Raw genomic sequence first — 17,550 nt, forward strand, 5'->3', positions numbered from 1 at the left:
TAATGCTGCATCCATATCGTTAAAGAAAGGTGTGCTGCTGCTAAAGAATGGTACCTTATCGGCATTGCAGGGGCCCAGCCTAAGGCGAAGGTACCGTGAGCGCTGCGGTTTCGCCGGTGAAGATGAATGGTGTGCAGGGGGAATGAACTGTTCCTTTACGAAAGCGCTCGCATCCTTTACGTTTGGTTTAAGCGCTTTCACATTTGATGCTTGGAGGAGACAGGAGATGAGCATGGTACATGAAACGGGTTCCCGTTCCGCCCTGGCCCGTCCGCGGTGGATGAGCCGCTGGCTTGCCGACTGCCTGACTAGAGCGAAGAAACAAAGATTACTGCTGCTGCTTTTGCTGCCCGGTGTGCTTTATTTCATTATCTTTAACTACATCCCGCTATACGGCGTGCTGATTGCCTTCAAGAACTTTAAGATGCAGGAGGGGCAGAGCTTCCTATCCGCGCTGGTCAGCTCCCCTTGGGCGGGAACCCTTGGTTTGGATCATTTCAAGCAGTTCGTTCAAGGGCCTCACTTTGAAAAGCTGATGGCGAATACGTTTCTGCTGGGCCTTTATTCCATTGTGTTCGGCTTCCCGGCTCCCATCTTATTTGCACTGCTGCTGAACGAGCTGAGACACAAATACTACAAGTCCTTCGTGCAGACCATCAGTTATCTCCCTTATTTTCTTTCCGTTGTCGCCGTGGTCGGAATGATGAAGATGGTGCTTTCGCCGGGAGATGGCATTGTCAACGTAGTGCTGCAGAAGCTGGGTTTTGAGCCGGTTTATTTTATGTCCATGCCGGAATGGTTCCGTACGCTGTTCATTGGTTCCGGGATCTGGACCGGGCTGGGCATGGGCGCCGTGATTTACCTTGCAGCCTTGTCCAAGGTGGATTCGGATCAATACGAATCCGCGGTCATCGACGGAGCAACCCGGCTCCAGCAAATATGGCATATCACCCTCCCCGCGATCAAGCCCGTCGTGATCATCATGCTGATTTTGAATTTGTCCGGCGTGCTGCAGGTCGGCGCTGAGAAAATCATCCTGATGTACTCGCCGCTAACCTACGATACCGCAGATGTGCTGTCCACGTACGTGTACCGTCGCGGTCTGGTGGAGCTGAACTTCAGCTTCGGGGCCGCCGTAGACTTATTCAACGCAGTAATCAACGTACTTTTCTTAGTAACAGCAAACCATCTAGCTAGGCGATTTACTGAGGAAAGTCTCTGGTAGTTCGGTGCTGCCTGCACACAAGGGAAAGGAGTGAAACATTTGGTTAGAGATACGACGTGGAGCTCGAAGGCTCTTGATTTGGTTGTCCACACGATCATGATTCTAGTGCTGCTCATTACCTTGCTCCCTTTACTCCATGTGCTATCCATTTCTTTAAGCGACCCCAAAGCCATCAGTGAAGGCAAGGTAGGGCTATGGCCCGTCAGCGTGAATGTGCAAGCATATTTTACGATTCTGTTTGAGAATGTGCATGTGCCGAGATCCTTTCTGAACTCGGTTCTTATTACAGCGGTCGGAACCCTGCTGAACGTGATGATTACTACGGTTACCGCTTATGTACTAGCCAAGAAAGATCTGCTGTTCAAGCCGTTCTTCATGGCTCTGGCCATTCTGCCGATGTTTTTCAGCGGCGGCACGATCCCGATGTTTCTTCTGGTCAAGTCACTCGGAATGATGGATACCATTTGGTCCGTCATCGTTCCCCAGCTGATCAGCTCCTGGTGGCTGGTCATCATGATTTCCTTTTTCAAAAATTTTCCCAAGGAGCTGGAAGAGGCCGCGCGGATCGACGGGTGCAATGAATGGAAGAGTCTTGTGAGCATCGTACTGCCCTTATCGAAGGCAGGCGTGGCAACCATTGCCTTATTCTACGCCGTCTCCCATTGGAATTCTTACTTTTCCGCGCTTCTCTATTTTCGCAGCTACGACCATTATCCGCTTCAGCTCATCTTACGGGAAATCGTGCTGCAGAACACACTGGCCGACACTTTGGCGGTGCAGGGCAACGTAGAGCTGGCAAAGGACCTGAAGTCTGATCTCACTCCCCAAAGCGTTCAATACGCAACCTTAGTCGTATCGATTGTGCCCATGCTTGCGGTGTATCCGTTTATCCAAAAATATTTCGTTCGCGGCATCATGATCGGATCGTTGAAGGGCTAAGGGATTGCATGTCGCATCAACCAATTTCATGTAAAGGGGTAGGACCTATGCAGCGTAACAAACCATGGACAGCGGCCATCAGCCTGATTGCGGTACTGTCGACGATGATTGCCGGATGCAATTCAGCCCAGGAAAATGCAGGCAAGGACGGGAGCTCTCCGGGAAGCAGCTCGAGCGGAACGGAGAAAAAGCCCGTTGAAATTACGGTGGCCAGCCAAAACAAATACGCACCTAACAAAATACCGAACGCTTACATTGAGGAAGTGGAGAAACGCTTTGGCATGAAGTGGAAATACGAATCCATTCCTTTATCGGCCGGCATGGAGAAATACAATGTCATGTTCGCGTCAGGAGATTATCCGGACTTCATTCCCAACATGAACAGCTTCAACACGGTGAAAAAATGGGCCGCCTCAGGGTATCTGCTGCCGATTGGGGATTACATCGACAAGCTGCCCAATTATCGGAAGCTGTTTACCGAGGAGCAATGGAGGCTGCTGGTCGACTTCTCCAGTATCAACGGCAAGCTGTATACGCTGCCCTCTATTAACGGTGTATCGGATCCGATGGTTTGGATTTACCGCAAGGATGCCTTCGATAAGGCCGGGATTGCGCAATTCCCGAAGACGACCGAGGAGCTTTATCAAGCTTTGAAAAGGCTGAAAGCAGCTCATCCTGATTTTGCCGGTATCGGTGTTCGCGGCGGCTCCGGCAATACGGGTATCAAGGCGCTAATGAGCGGATTCCAGAACGCGTATCGTCTGCCAAAGGACTTAGGAGGCGCAGACGGCTGGGCGGGCTTCTGGAATGATCCGGATGCGGGCAATCAGGTGGTGTTCGGGGCTGCTACCCAGAAGCATCGGGATATGCTCATCTATTTGGCTAAGCTCTATAAGGAAGGGCTTATAGATAAGGAATTTGCTACCTTGTCGGAGCAGCAGTGGACGGAGAAGAGACTGAACGGCAAATATTTGATCGACTTCCAATGGGTCTCACAGGTAGCCGACTTGACCGAGAAGATGAAGAGCAAGCCTGAGGTCGTCTGGGATTACTCCAGATCGCATTTGCAGGCGGGGGCTCAGCCGGGGCTCGAATTCCGTGCCATCCCGGTGGCCCTCTTCGGGCCTGTGTTCAGCAGCAAGCTGGCGAAGCAGCCTGAGAAGCTGGAGGAGCTGCTTAAGTATATCGATTGGTCGTCGACAGAGGAAGGCCAGCTGTTTCACATGATGGGAATCGAGAATGTCACTTACGAGAAGAAGGAGGGAATCGTAGGGTACAAGGAGGGCTTCGACCGCAAGCGGGTCGCTACGGAATATGGCTTCGATTGGTTCCTGAGCAAGAGCTCCGAAGCGCTGAAGGGCGATAAGCTTGCGCAAAAATCGAAGGAAGCCTGGGCCGTCTACGAGAAGCTGCCCTATGTTACCCCTAAGGTCGCTCCGCTGACAGAGGAAGAATCCGGTACGGTCAACGCAACCATGAGCGCAATCAACGATGTGGTGTATCCTTTTGCCACCAAAGCGGTTATGGGGATGCTGGATGTGTCGAAGGATGAGGTGTGGAACAACTATCTGAAGGATTTGGATAAGGTAGGCTTGCAGAAGGTAGGAGACATTTATAAAAAATATTGGAAATAAGGGAGGCTTCCGTTCATGATCGATGAAACTTGCGCTAGCACGGAACCGCTAAGGGGCAACTCCGACTGGTTCGTCCATGACCGGTTCGGCTTGTTTATCCACTGGGGATTGTATGCTCTCGGAGCGAGGCATGAATGGCTGAAGGGCCGGGAGTTCATGTCAAATGAGCAGTATGATCGATACTTCAAGCGCTTTGACCCGGATCTGTACGACCCCGAGCTTTGGGCGCAGACGGCAAGCGATGCCGGCATGAAATATTTCGTTGTGACCACCAAGCACCATGAGGGCTTCTGCCTTTGGGATTCGAAGCATACGGACTACAAGGCTACCCATACGCCGGCAGGGCGCGACCTTCTGCGCCCACTCGTGGATGCTTTCCGCAGCCGGGATATGAAGGTGGGGCTGTACTACTCCCTTCTGGATTGGCATCATCCGCACTACACCGTCGACGTGAAGCACCCGATGCGTTATGACGCAGTCTATGTGGAGCAGGATAAACAGCGTCAGTTTCAGCGGTATGTGGATTATATGCTTCACCAAACACAGGAGCTGCTGACGGACTACGGCAAGATAGACTTAATGTTCTATGATTTCTCTATTCCAGCGGAGGAAGGCTTTGCGGGCAAAGGCAAGGACGACTGGCAAAGTGAGAAGCTGGTGAAGCTGATTCGGTCGCTACAGCCGCATATTTTGCTGAACGACCGTTTGCAGGTCCCTGGAGATATTACGACGCCGGAGCAATATCAGCCCCGATCCGCCCTGCAGATCGACGGGAGACCCGTGGTGTGGGAAGCCTGCCATACCTTCAGCGGCTCCTGGGGCTATTACCGTGACGAAGAAACCTGGAAGAGCGTCGAGGTGCTCGTCAAGATGCTGATCGACAATGTGAGCAAAGGCGGCAATCTGCTCCTGAACGTAGGACCCACGGGACGCGGAGAGCTGGACGAACGAGCGCTGGACCGCCTGAAGGGTATCGGCGAGTGGATGAGGCGGCACAGCCAGTCCATCTATGGCTGCACCTCGGCACCGGAAACGTTCGTTTGTCCCCAGGATTGCCGTTATACCTACAATCCCAAGACCAACCGTTTGTACCTGCACGTTTACAGCTGGCCTTTCAAGAGCATCCATTTGGAGGGGCTGGCCGACAAGGTCGAGTATGCTCAGCTGTTGAATGACGCCTCCGAAATCCGGATGACGCACGGAGCGCGGGAAAGCTCCATGGCGGAGGGAGCCTTCCGCGAGGGAAGAAGCGCGGACTTGCTGACACTAACCATACCCGTCAAAAAACCGAATGTCACGGTACCGGTTATCGAGCTGTTTCTAAAATAGAAATAAAGATACGTAAAGGAGCTCTGAACCATGGAAATGATCCATCTGGCGGTACAGCAAGACGCAGCACTGCGGATCGAATACGGAGTCGGGCTGCTGACGGCAGCACTTCGGGAGAAGGGCCTGGCTTTCCAGGTCGACGAGCCCTGGACGGCGGATACGTACCGGGATCGGAAGGGCTGGAAAATTTATATCGCCAACCGGACGGAATCCGACTTGATCCGTACGCTGGAGGAGCAGGAGGTGCTGTGCTACCATACCCGGGCGCCGGAGGGAGAAGGTTATTATTTGGCCTCTCTCCCGGGGCAGCTCCTTGTCGTTTGCGGCGGCAGTGACAGCGGCACTCTGTACGGCTGTCTGGAGCTGGCGGACCTTATCCGGAGGGAGGGGCGGTTCCCGCTGGATCTGGCCTATTCGGACGCACCTTCCTTCGCTCTGCGCGGTCCGGCGATCGGACTCCAGAAAACCAAAGTAGAGCCGCCGCGCAGGACCTATGAGTACCCGGTTACCCCGGACCGCTTTCCGTGGTTTTACGACCGCTCGCTCTGGGAGGATTTCCTGAATATGCTGCTGGAGCAGCGCTGCAACGTCATCTATTTATGGACGGGACATCCGTTCTCTTCCTTCGTCAAGCTGGACGAATATCCGGAAGCGCTGGAGGTAACGGAAGAGGAATTCCGGTTGAATGTGGAGACGTTTCGTTGGGTGACGGAGGAAGCGAACAAACGGGGAATATGGATCGTGCTTAACTTCTACAACATCCATATTCCGCTGCCCTTTGCGCAGAAGCACGGGCTGGATTTGCATCAGCCGAAGCCGCTGCCGCTGACCGCCGATTATTATCGGAAATCGATTGCAGCCTTTGTCCGCAGCTTCCCGAATGTCGGCCTGATGGTTTGCTTAGGGGAAGCTCTGCAGGGGCATGTATACGGCGTGGAATGGTTCACCCAAACCATACTTCCTGGGGTAAACGAAGGGCTGAAGGAGCTGAACCTGAAGGAGAAGCCTCCGATTATCCTCCGGTCCCATGCCATCCCTGCCGAGCAGGTCATGGCGGAGTCGCTTCCGTTATATCCGAATTTGTATACGGAAGCCAAATACAACGGAGAGTCGCTCACTACCTATACACCGCGGGGGCGCTGGCAGCAGATTCATCGGCACCTGAGCTCGCTTGATTCGATACACATTATTAATGTTCATATTCTTGCTAATTTGGAGCCTTTTCGCTTCGGAGCGCCTTCCTTTATCCATAAATGCATGCAGGCCGCCAAGTATCGGCTCGGAGCGAATGGAATTCATTTGTATCCGCTCTTCTTCTGGGACTGGCCGTATTCTCCGGATAAGACTTCGCCGCGGCTCCGCCAAATCGACCGGGATTGGCTCTGGTATGCCGCCTGGTTCCGGTATGCATGGAGCCCCGTCCGCGATCCGAAGCTGGAGCGCTTGTACTGGATCGGGGTGCTTGCCCAGCGTTATGAGGATCGGGAAGCGGCCGAGGCAATTCTGGAAGCCTATGAGGCGACCGGACAATGCGCGCCGAAGCTGCTTCGCCGGTTCGGCATCACGGAAGGCAACAGGCAGACCATGAGCCTCGGCATGACCATGAGCCAGCTGACGAATCCCGAACGATACCTTCCGTGGAAGGAGCTGTGGGAGTGCCAATCCGCACAGGGGGAGCGCCTCGAGGAATATGTGCTGAGGGAGCTTAGCGGGCAGCCCCATGTGGGAGAAACGCCGATGGATATTGTCGAGGAGGTGGAACGTCACGCGGTCCATGCGTCGAACTCCATCAAAAAGGCGTTAGAGCGTGTGAGCCGCCAACGTGAGGAGGTGGAGCGACTTGCCTCCGATATCGAAGCGATTCGGCTCATGGTGTTCTCCTACACGAAAAAGATTCTGGCGGCAATCCAAGTGCTTACGTATAAGCATACGGTTAACGGACAATTTTTGAGCGGTGTAGACCTTCTGGAGGAGGCCGTTGCTTTCTTGAATGAAAGTCTCGCCAGCTATCGGGAGCTCGCCGAGCTGACGGACGGCACTTACCTCTATGCTAACAGCATGCAGACGCCGCAGCGCAAGGTTCCGTTCCCTAACGGGGAGACGTTTGGGCATTGGCGTGATTGCCTGCCTTATTACGAAGCCGAGTACCGGAATTTAGCGGAGAATGTGCGTCAGCTGAAGCAGGGGATGTTGCCTCAAGCGGTTCAGGATTTCGAGGAAATTACACCGTATGCACCTGCGCCATTCCTTCTCCATACGCAAGGTGCGGAAGCTTACCGGGTGGAGAAGCGTGCCACGGTGTTTACCGACGGGGATCTGTTTATCACGAATCATGCGGAGGAAATCGAGGGGTTGATCGGCGTTCGGTTCAGTCAGAAGGCGGCTGCAGGCGAAGGCATCAGCCTGGATATCGAGTTCCAAGTGCCCTCCCGGATCCTGATCGGCTACTTTAACTCCCCCGATTCCCAGTGGCTTAAGGTACCGGATCTGGAAACGAACACCCATGCCGATGACCGGGGAGGTTTGAGCCCGATCCTTACGAACGGAGTGCAGGTATACGCTTATCCTTCCGTGAATATTCATGCTTTACAATATGAGCCTGGCCGGCATACCCTTGTATTAGGTAAAGGCGCTTATGTTGTGCTTGGCGTGATTACGGCGGACCAGATGCTTCGGCCGAGAACCGTTGGAAATCATCATGTGAGTCTGGAAACGCTTGACTGGCTCTATGAGCCGCAGAAGAACCATTCCAAAGCGGAGGTTATTTCATGAAAGACAACAAGCCTCTCAGGCAGCAGACGAAGCTGGGCCTGCAGGGTACGGTGTTAGGCTTCCTTGATCCTTGGGCAGGAGAAGCCTCCGATCGATTGATGCGGACGGGAACCGGGATGGTATATCCATCCCAGGACCCGAAGCCGGGCAGGGAGGAATTCGTATCCCAAATGAAGAGGCTCGGGGCCGACTTCTATGTTCATCACGTGTTTCCGGACGGAGAAGGGCTGACCGGGCATTCCGAGCTTCTCGAGGACATGGTCCGTTATGACATGGAGGTTTGCCTCGGTAACGAGTACGGCAATATTAACGGTCCTTGGGTAGATGGAACGAACCGGTATGATGTGCCCGACGGTCCCCTCCTTGAGGCAGCCCGAACGGGTAAGCTGATCGGGCTGCTTTACGATGAGCCGGAGCATCTGCAGATCAACGCGGGTCAATATCGGAAGAATCAATGGCTGCCGCATTGGGGAAGCATGTCGGGGCTAACCCTGGAGGACTCAGCCGAGCGGATGGCTTCCGTCATCGCTCAGCGCGTCGAGCACGTTGAAATGCTGTTGTCGCCTCTAGATACAACACCCAAGTCGGGTGCGTTGATCTCGGAGCAGGTTTTCCCAACCTTGTTCCATGTTGCCGCCCGCGGCGGGATGACGCTTTGTCCCAAGGTAATGAAGGAATCGTTCCAGCCGCTGCAGCTGTCTACAGCGCTCGGGGCGGCGAAGCAGTACGGGAGGGATCTGTGGATCTGCGCGGATTTGTGGGGGCCGGATATCGGCCATTGGTTCACGAGGGTGTCCGGGTTTCCGGGGCATTCCCCGGAGGAATTCGCTTCAGCGCTTCGCATGGGCTATTACATGGGACCAACCCACTTATTTACGGAGAACGTCGATGCCTTGATGACCTATGGCCCCAAGGGCTTCGAATTAACCGAATTCGGCGAAGTCTGGAAGGCATTTGCCCTAGATTTCGTGCCTAAGCATCCTTTGCCGTATGACCACAAGCAGGCTTCGGCCGATATTGCGCTTGTCTGCTCTGACGACAGCAATTACGGTCAGCATGCCAGGCTGTTCGGAAGCAGGGAGCAGGAGGCGCCTCACGCCACCTCCAAACTCTTCGAGGCATGGCATCTGCTTAGTCACGGCTCTATACCTGCACACGGCAGCTGCATGCATATCCCCGGCTACGATTTTCCAAGACATAAGCTGAAGGCAGCCGTACCGAGAGAAGCCTTCCCGCTAACCCAAGGCTTGCCTGAACCGCTGTTGCCGGAGGGCATACATCCGCTCTTTTATCCGAGCAATAATGTACTTGTCTACGATGAGTTTGTTTCGGAAGCAGCGCTGGGAGAGCCGAAGCTGATCTTGCTGGCTGGCAGCCGTGTCCCTGCCAAGACCCTGCAGCTGCTTCGGAGAAAGGCGGAGCAGGGCGCTTCGGTCATTGTAGACAAGTCGCTGGTTCCAGCGGAATGGAAGGAATCGAGAAGACTCGGGAGCGGCTCCTGGACGGTCACGTCAAGCTTCTTAAGCGAGGAGGCGAAGGAGGCTGCGAACCCGTGCCTGGGGGATGCGACCTGCTGGAGACAGCGCTTCGGAAGCGCAGAGGTACGCATGTACAAAGGGGATGCAGGCGGGTTTACCCTTGACCTAGAGCTCGTCTGCAAGTAGGGATTTTGAACATAAAAGGTCGGTTTCCTCTATGTACCGCAACCAGCGTCATTAGATATGCTGGGGAGGAGTAGTTACCATGACATCCTCAACCGAGTAGGTGAAGCCGCATCATGACTGCAAGTAATGAAGTGAAAGCAGACTGGCAGGATCTCGAGATCCTATCGAAAAATACGTTGCCTCCGCGTACCCCGTTCATTCCCTTTGCAGATCGGCAAAGCGTGGTTACTGGAGAAGCGGGCCCCCTTCGCGGGGCTTCGCCCTATTATCGTCTATTGAACGGGAAATGGGCGTTCTCCTATGCGGAAGCGCCTTCCGAAGCTCCGGAATCCTTCTATGCTACGGCATATGACGATTCGGGCTGGGATTCGATTCCGGTTCCCTCTCATTGGCAGCTTCTGGGCTATGGCCGGCCTCATTACAGCAGCTGTCCATACCCCTTCCCGATCGATCCGCCGCACGTGCCTACGAGAAATCCCGTCGGATGTTATCGGACTGCATTCCGTATCGAAGATACTTGGCTCGAACGGGAAGTGCAGCTTGTGTTCGAAGGGGTGGATTCCGCCTTTCACGTGTGGGTTAACGGGCAGCTCGTCGGCTACGGCGAGGGCAGTCATTACCATTCGGATTTTCTTATTACCGATTATGTCAAGAGCGGCGATAATGTACTGGCGGTGCAGGTATTCAAGTGGTCAACGGGAAGCTATTTGGAGAGTCAGGACAAGTGGAGGCTGAGCGGCATTTTTCGTGATGTGTACCTTCTGTCGACGGCGCGGGTCAGCTTGCAGGATGCAGCCGTACGTACCCGGTTCGATGATGGAGATTACACAAAAGCGGAGCTGGAGCTTAAGCTCGATGTGGTCAACAGGTCAAGGACGCCTGTGGATTCATATCGCCTGGAAGTGAGCCTCATGGACGGGCAAGAGCTGCTGTGGGAACGATCCGCAGGGGAAATCATCCGGCTTTCCCCAGGAGAAACGGTAAGTATTCGACATAAGGAGCCGGTGGAAGCTCCGCGCTTGTGGACAGCGGAAACACCAAATATGTACACGCTGGTCTTCACCCTGTACGATGCGAGGAATCAGGTGGCGGAAGTGAAAAGGCTTGATGTAGGCTTCCGGGATATCCGAATCGCGCAGGGAAGACTGCTTGTCAATGGGTGTCCAATTACTCTTAAGGGCGTCAATCGTAATGAATTCCACCCGGAACTGGGCGGGGTAATGACGCTTGAGCAAATGACGCAGGATATGGTTCTAATGAAACGTCACAATATCAACGCGGTTCGGCTGTCTCACTATCCGAACGATTCCCGATGGCTTGACCTGTGCGACCGATACGGTCTTTATGTCATTGCTGAAGCGGACCTGGAGACGCACGGCTTCCACTTTGTTGGAGATGAGGGCTTCCTGTCTTCTCATCCGGATTGGAAGGAAGCGTATGTGGACCGTATGGTTCGCTTGGTGGAAAGAGACAAGAATCATCCTTCGGTCATTCTCTGGTCGCTCGGCAATGAGTCGGGCTATGGGACCAATCATGACGCAATGGCGGCGTGGGTTCGACAAGCCGACCCGACAAGGCCGGTCCTCTACGAACGGGCGTACGATGCCGAGGTGGTTGACGTGGTTAGCCGTATGTATCCTTCCGTAACGACTCTTATAGAGGAGGGGCAAAAGGAGGATCCGCGGCCATTTCTTATGGTGGAGTTCGGTCATGCTATGGGGAATGCGGTGGGCAATTTGCAGGAATACTGGGATGCGATTTATCGATATCCGAGACTGCTTGGCGGCTTGATTTGGGAGTGGTGCGATCTCGGGATCCGGCAAGTAACGGAACAGGGCGAAGCATGGTATGCGTATGGCGGCGACTTCGGCGATGAGCCGCACAGCGGACATTTTTGTTTGGACGGATTGGTCTTTCCGGATCGACAAGTCAAGTCTTCGCTATTAGAGTATAAGAAGGTGATAGAGCCGGTGAAGGTCGAGCTGCTCTCTCTGCGAATGGACGAACAGGTCGAGTTTCTGCTTCACAACCGGTATGATTTTTTGCCCCTGTCTCATTTGGCAGGAGAATGGAAGCTGTATTGTAACTCCGTAGTTGTGGCACAGGGAGCCTTACCTGAACTAACCGCTCATGCGGGGGAGAAGCAGCGGGTTGCCCTTTCTCTGCCGGCTCAACAGATGCTTGCCCCAGGCGAGTATTGGATCCATCTTTCCTTCAAGCAGCGCAGCACAACACTGTGGGCCGAGAATGGCTATGAGGTAGCTTGGTGCGATGTGCCTCTCAAGAAAGTGGAAGCGCTTGCAACAAAGCTGGCTTTAGCGGGCATGCCTGCCCTAGAATACCGCATTCAACAGGATGGCTTCGCGATCAAGGGGCTTGATTTTCAGATCCTTTTTAACCGCGAGACAGGGGCTATCGATTCATGGGTTCATCGCGGCCTCGAATTATTACACCAGGGTCCGCACGTGAACCTGTGGCGAGCGCCGATCGATAACGATGTCCATCTGGCCAAGGAATGGCTCAAGGCGGGCTATAACCGGCTAATCTGCGAGCTTCGGCATATTTCTATTGAACCGCAAAGCGATCAGCTGATTCGGGTCCGTACCGAGCATCGGCTTGGAGCCAAGGGGGAAGGAACCTGCTTTAACTCCATGATCAGCTGGTCGGTGTACGGTAACGGGGAATTGCTTGCAGAGGCGCAGCTGATCCCGATTACCCATCCCACGAGGAAGCTTCCTCCTCTGCCAAGGTACGGGCTGGAGCTCTCCATGCCGGTCGCCTTTCACCGGATGAGCTGGTTCGGGCGAGGGCCGCATGAATGCTACGCGGACAGAAGGGAAAGCGGTAGGCTCGGGGTATTCGAGGGAACCGTGCGGGATCAGTTCGTGCCGTATTTAAAGCCGCAGGAGAACGGCAACAAAGCGGAGGTGCGTTGGTGCACGATGACGAACGAGCGGGGAGAGGGTTTGCTTTTCGCCGGGCTGCCTCTATTCGATATCAGCGCGCATCACTATACGACGGAGCAGCTAGGTTCCGTGAAGCACGTTCATCAGCTGACCCCGGTGAATCAGACGATTATAAAGCTGGATGCGGCACAGAGCGGGATCGGTAACCATAGCTGCGGTTATGCCCCTACTTTGGATGACTATCTACTTGACGCGGAACGAACTAGGGAATTCAAGCTCCGCATGAGACCGATCACGATGAACGACGACTCGCCTATGAGGCTTGCGGGCCTGCGGCTTCCTGAAATCCAATGAAGTGTTCGCCACGAATCTACAGAATCCTCAGTTAATAGCCTCTATAATATAAACCGAAACGGAGGTCTTTACGATGACGATCAAAGTCGCAGCTTGCCTGACGGAATATTCGACGAATCCCCTTGGAATCGATACGCTGCAGCCGAGATTGTTCTGGCGTCTTGAATCCGCGGAACGGTCGGCTTCCCAGACCGCTTACCAGGTGCTTGTAGCTAGGAGTAAGGAAGCGCTCGCTCAAGATCAGGCAGACATGTGGGACAGTGGTAAGGTAGATTCCGACCGTTCCATCCACATCTCATATGCCGGAAAGCCGCTTCAATCCGATACGACCTACTACTGGAAGGTGAGGGCGTGGGATCAGCACGGTGAGGCGACCGAGTGGAGCGAGATCGCTTACTGGTCGATGGGGCTATTACAGCGGGGAGAATGGAAGGCCAAATGGATCGGACGAAGGACACAGTCCGGTTCCGAGCTTCAACCATCCCCCTATTTTCGCCGAAGCTTCCGGCTGAAGAAGCCGGTGCATCGTGCTTTCGTGTATGCAACGGCGCTTGGACTCTATGATTTGCGGCTGAATGGAGAGCGTATCGGGGACCGGTTTGCTCCCGGCTGGACGGATTACCATACCCGTGTTCAGGTGCAGGCCTATGACATCACCGGGCAGGTGACACAAGGAGATAACGCCTTCGGTGTGATTGTGGGAGACGGCTGGTATTCCGGAACGGTAGGATTTCTCGGCAGAGCTGTGTATGGCGAAAGGCCTTTTTTCCTTCTGCAGGCGCACATCGAGTACGAGGACGGAACCACCGACCGGATCGTGACGGACTCCAGCTGGAGAACAACTGTCGGTCCGATCAGGTACTCGGACTTTATCAAGGGCGAAGCCTATGACGCGCGGCTTGAAATGGACGGCTGGGACCGTTGCGGCTATGAGGATGGTTCATGGGAAGCGCCGGAGGTTCGTGCTGGCTATAACGGACTGCTGGTGTCGTCCCTTGAGCCTCCGGTCCGGATCACCCGCTCCTTAAAGCCCGTCTCCGTAAGAGCTACGGAAGCAGGCACCTATATCTACGATATGGGTCAAAATATGGTGGGCTGGACGAAGCTGCGGGTGCAGGGGGAAGCGGGAACAAGCATTATCATCAGCCATTCGGAAATGCTGAATCCGGACGGTACCTTATATCTCGAAAATTTGCGAAAAGCCGTACAGCAGGAGCAGTATACGCTCAAAGGGCAGGGCTTTGAGGAGTATGAGCCGCATTTTACATTCCATGGCTTCCGGTACGTTGAGCTGATTGGCTACCCGGGTGAACCGGATCTGGATACCATCGTAGGCCAGGTTGTGCATTCCGATACACCGGTTACCGGACAGCTGGAGACGTCCGATCCCATGATCAATCAGCTGTACTCCAATATTACTTGGGGTCAGCGGGGCAATTTCCTCTCCGTGCCGACCGACTGTCCGCAGCGCGATGAAAGGCTCGGATGGACAGGAGACGCGCAAATCTTTGCCCGCACCGCATCGTATAATATGAACGTATCCCGCTTCTTCACCAAATACATGCAGGACGTGATCGATTGCCAGCAACCTTCCGGCGCGTTTACAGACGTTGCTCCGGATGCAGGCTGGATCCGCCATAAAATGTGGAACACGCGGCTGAATTGGTTCGCTCCCGATAACGCCGGATGGGGAGACGCAGGGGTCGTTATCCCGTGGACACTGTATTTGATGTACGGCGATACCCGCATTCTCGAAACGAATTATGAGGCCATGAAGCGTTGGGTCAGCTACTTGCGGGACCATACTGAAGATTTGATTCGACCCGATTATGCGAACTACGGAGACTGGCTCTCCATTGATGCCGATACGCCGAACGATGTGCTGGCCACGGCCTACTTTGCCTACAGCACACAGCTGCTGGGGAACATTGCAGGCGTGCTGGGGCACAGTGCAGACCAAGCGTATTACGAATCGCTTCACGCCGACATCGCTCAAGCGTTTCAGGGGGCATTCGTCAGCGGAGACGGAAGGATCCACGGTGAGACGCAGACCGTTTACGTGCTTGCCCTGCAGTTCGGGCTGCTAACCGAAGGACAGCAGGGACAGGCTATAGAGCATTTAGCCGCCAACATTCGGGAACGGGGTGACAGGCTGTCAACCGGCTTCCTCGGGGTAGGCTACTTGCTTCCCGTGTTAACGGATCACGGCCGATTGGATGCAGCCTATACGCTTCTGACACAAGAGGCGTTTCCGTCGTGGATGTATTCAATTAAGCACGGCGCTACGACAATATGGGAGAGATGGGACGGCTGGACCGAGGAGAAGGGCTTCCAGACGCCTTCCATGAACTCCTTCAATCATTACTCTCTCGGCTCTGTAGGCGAATGGATGTTCCGCTACATGGCAGGCATCGAAGCCGATCCGTCGGAGCCCGGCTTCCGGCATACGATCATCCGGCCAAGACCGGGCGGACGATTGAGTGCCGTCAAGGCGGCTTACGAGTCTTTGTACGGCAGCATTAAGGTCGAGTGGGCGCTCTCGGAGCAGGGCGCATTGAAGTTGAGCGTGGAAGTGCCTGCCAACACAGCTGCGACCGTATGGATTCCGGGAACGAAGGTTTCCGTCAACGGCAGCCGCCTCGAAACCGGAACGGCTGTGGAAGGCGTCCGTTCACTGAAGGCAGCGGAAGGCTGCGAGCGGTACCGCATCGGTTCGGGCAGCTACTTGTTCGAAGCCGCTCCAACTGGGCTGGCGAGAACACAAACGGCGATCTAAGGACTAATGGAATAAGAACAGTCCGGACACGGAGTTAAGGAGCCATCACGCTCCGGCTCCCGGCTCCGGCTGTCTTCGTTTTCGAGCAAAGGGGAGATATCAATTCATGTGGAATACCCTACGCACCAAGCTTTCCGGCATTAGAACCGTGCTTCTGCTGAGCTACTTCGTCATCATTGTGCTTTGCATCTCCTCAGTCGGTACCCTTTCCTTCTATATTTCTTATCAATCGATGGCCGAACGGGTGGAAACCGCCAGCGCCCAGATGGTTAAGCAGATGGAGAAGAACCTGGATAACGAGTTCCATAACAAACGAAACGTCCTTCTTGCCCCTTATTACAGCCAGGAATATATTGACAGCATCAATGCTTACGCTACGATGGAGGACCAGACGAAGTTTCTGTTTCGCCGCCAGCTCGGCGATTTGTTCCTAAAAGGCTTCACCATCACCCCCATCCCGGATTTTGTCCGGTTCCAAATTTACTACAGCAGCGGGGAGCTGATCAACGGCTCCGACCATCTTCCGCAAGAGAGCCCTTCGAAGGTACGGGAGTCCTCCTGGTTTCAACAGACCATCGCCAAGGACGGCAAAATGCACTTATTCCGTTCAGGACCGAACTCGGAAGCGGCGCAAGAGGGCGCATCCTATTCGACCTCCCTCCTGATTCGCGACTTCGCGAATCCTGTCGCTTACATTATTGTCAGGGCCGATTACAGCCAGCGTCTGTTTCAAAGCATTGAACAAAACGACGATTTGACGGATTCGAGCGAAATCTGGATCTTGGATGAATCGGATCAATGGGTCTACGCTTCGAGCGGCATCAATGCGGCTGGGCCGGACCAGGATATTCTGTCACAAATGAACGGCGAAGGCGGCCGATTCTGGACATCCGGGGACGCCGACCGCAAGCTGGTGTCCTACACCAAGTCGGCCTATTCGAATTGGAAGACCGTTCTCGTCATGCCTAAACAAGAAATTTTCAGCCCGCTTGATCCCATCAAGACGGCGGCTTTCTATACAGGAATTGTCGTATTCTTCGTTACATCGCTGATGTCTCTTTTGTTCGGCCGGTTTATCACCAGTCCTATCCTTCAGCTGCATAAAACCGTGAATCACATTAAGCGGGGGGACTTCTCCATCCGCGCAAACATTGACCGCAGCGACGAAATAGGCCGGATTGCCATGAATTTCAACGCCATGCTGGACGAGCTGCAGAAGCTGATCGAGACCAAATACGTGTATCAAATTCGGCTGCAGGAGGCGCAGCTGGCGGTGCTGTACTCGCAGATCAATCCGCATTTTCTGTACAATACGCTGGACAGCATTAAAGCAATGGCCGACTACCACCAGGTCGACGAGATCGGGGAGATGGTGCATTCGCTTGCCGACATGTTCAGGTACAATACGAAAAGCAGTGACGAAGTGGTTACGCTGGGGGAAGAGCTTGTCCAGATCCGTGCCTATATGAATATCCAAAGAATCCGTTTTGACGACAGGATCGGTTTTGAGCTTCAGATCGATTCGGCTCTGTATGACTTCCCGCTGCTCAAAATGACGCTTCAGCCGCTTGTTGAGAATGCCGTCTCCCATGGTTTAGAGCGCAAGCGCGGGAAAGGGACGATACGCGTTGGAGCCGAGCTGAAGGCAAACAGCTTCGTGTTATCGGTCGAGGACGATGGGCTCGGCATGTCGGAAAGGCGACTGGAGCGCATCCAGGCGGGACTGCGTTTGCCGCTGTACCAGGATGAGCATGCGTATTCGTCAAAAGACGGAGGCATCGGAATCCGCAACGTCCATACCCGCTATGCGATCCGCTACGGGGAGCGATACCGGTTTGATATTTCGAGCCGCAAGGGAGCTGGGACCCGGATTACGATTACCCTGGAGCTGGACGGAAGGGGAAAGTAGGAATATTCAACATCATTGGTCGGTATTGTGAATGGGGTTCAT

At 54.4% G+C, this 17,550-nt stretch carries 9 protein-coding genes; all 9 read left to right on the forward strand.

Translation table 11 applies throughout. From position 1 onward, the window contains the following. Window positions 1–226: 226 nt before the first annotated feature. Window positions 227–1,225: an ABC transporter permease gene (locus RAC89_RS24835; RefSeq protein WP_306616427.1), complete on the forward strand. Its 999-nt coding sequence runs from the start codon at window positions 227–229 to the stop codon at window positions 1,223–1,225. Between the two features lie 39 nt (window positions 1,226–1,264). Further along, window positions 1,265–2,164, forward strand: coding sequence for a carbohydrate ABC transporter permease (locus tag RAC89_RS24840; RefSeq protein WP_306616428.1), 900 nt, complete (start codon window positions 1,265–1,267; stop codon window positions 2,162–2,164). 47 nt (window positions 2,165–2,211) lie between these two features. Then, window positions 2,212–3,798 (forward strand): extracellular solute-binding protein, encoded by a 1,587-nt coding sequence (locus tag RAC89_RS24845; RefSeq protein ID WP_306616429.1) that lies wholly within the window; start codon window positions 2,212–2,214, stop codon window positions 3,796–3,798. 15 nt (window positions 3,799–3,813) lie between these two features. Beyond that, window positions 3,814–5,127, forward strand: coding sequence for an alpha-L-fucosidase (locus tag RAC89_RS24850; protein WP_306616430.1), 1,314 nt, complete (start codon window positions 3,814–3,816; stop codon window positions 5,125–5,127). A 30-nt stretch (window positions 5,128–5,157) separates the two neighbouring features. Next, on the forward strand, window positions 5,158–7,899 hold the full coding sequence (locus RAC89_RS24855) for a hypothetical protein (RefSeq protein WP_306616431.1): 2,742 nt from the start codon (window positions 5,158–5,160) through the stop codon (window positions 7,897–7,899). After that, window positions 7,896–9,563, forward strand: coding sequence for a hypothetical protein (locus RAC89_RS24860; protein WP_306616432.1), 1,668 nt, complete (start codon window positions 7,896–7,898; stop codon window positions 9,561–9,563). The genes RAC89_RS24855 and RAC89_RS24860 overlap by 4 nt, the downstream gene beginning before the upstream one ends. Window positions 9,564–9,676: 113 nt before the next feature. After that, on the forward strand, window positions 9,677–12,823 hold the full coding sequence (locus tag RAC89_RS24865) for a glycoside hydrolase family 2 TIM barrel-domain containing protein (RefSeq protein ID WP_306616433.1): 3,147 nt from the start codon (window positions 9,677–9,679) through the stop codon (window positions 12,821–12,823). A gap of 73 nt (window positions 12,824–12,896) precedes the next feature. Next, window positions 12,897–15,599, forward strand: a complete 2,703-nt coding sequence (locus RAC89_RS24870; RefSeq protein ID WP_306616434.1) for a glycoside hydrolase family 78 protein — start codon at window positions 12,897–12,899, stop codon at window positions 15,597–15,599. A gap of 106 nt (window positions 15,600–15,705) precedes the next feature. Then, a complete protein-coding gene (locus RAC89_RS24875; protein WP_306616435.1) occupies window positions 15,706–17,508 on the forward strand; it encodes a cache domain-containing sensor histidine kinase in 1,803 nt (600 codons plus the stop codon). The last annotated feature ends 42 nt before the right edge of the window (window positions 17,509–17,550 follow it).

This window comes from Paenibacillus sp. GD4, assembly GCF_030846225.1.
In the GTDB taxonomy this organism is placed as follows: Bacteria; Bacillota; Bacilli; order Paenibacillales; family NBRC-103111; genus Paenibacillus_G; species Paenibacillus_G silviterrae.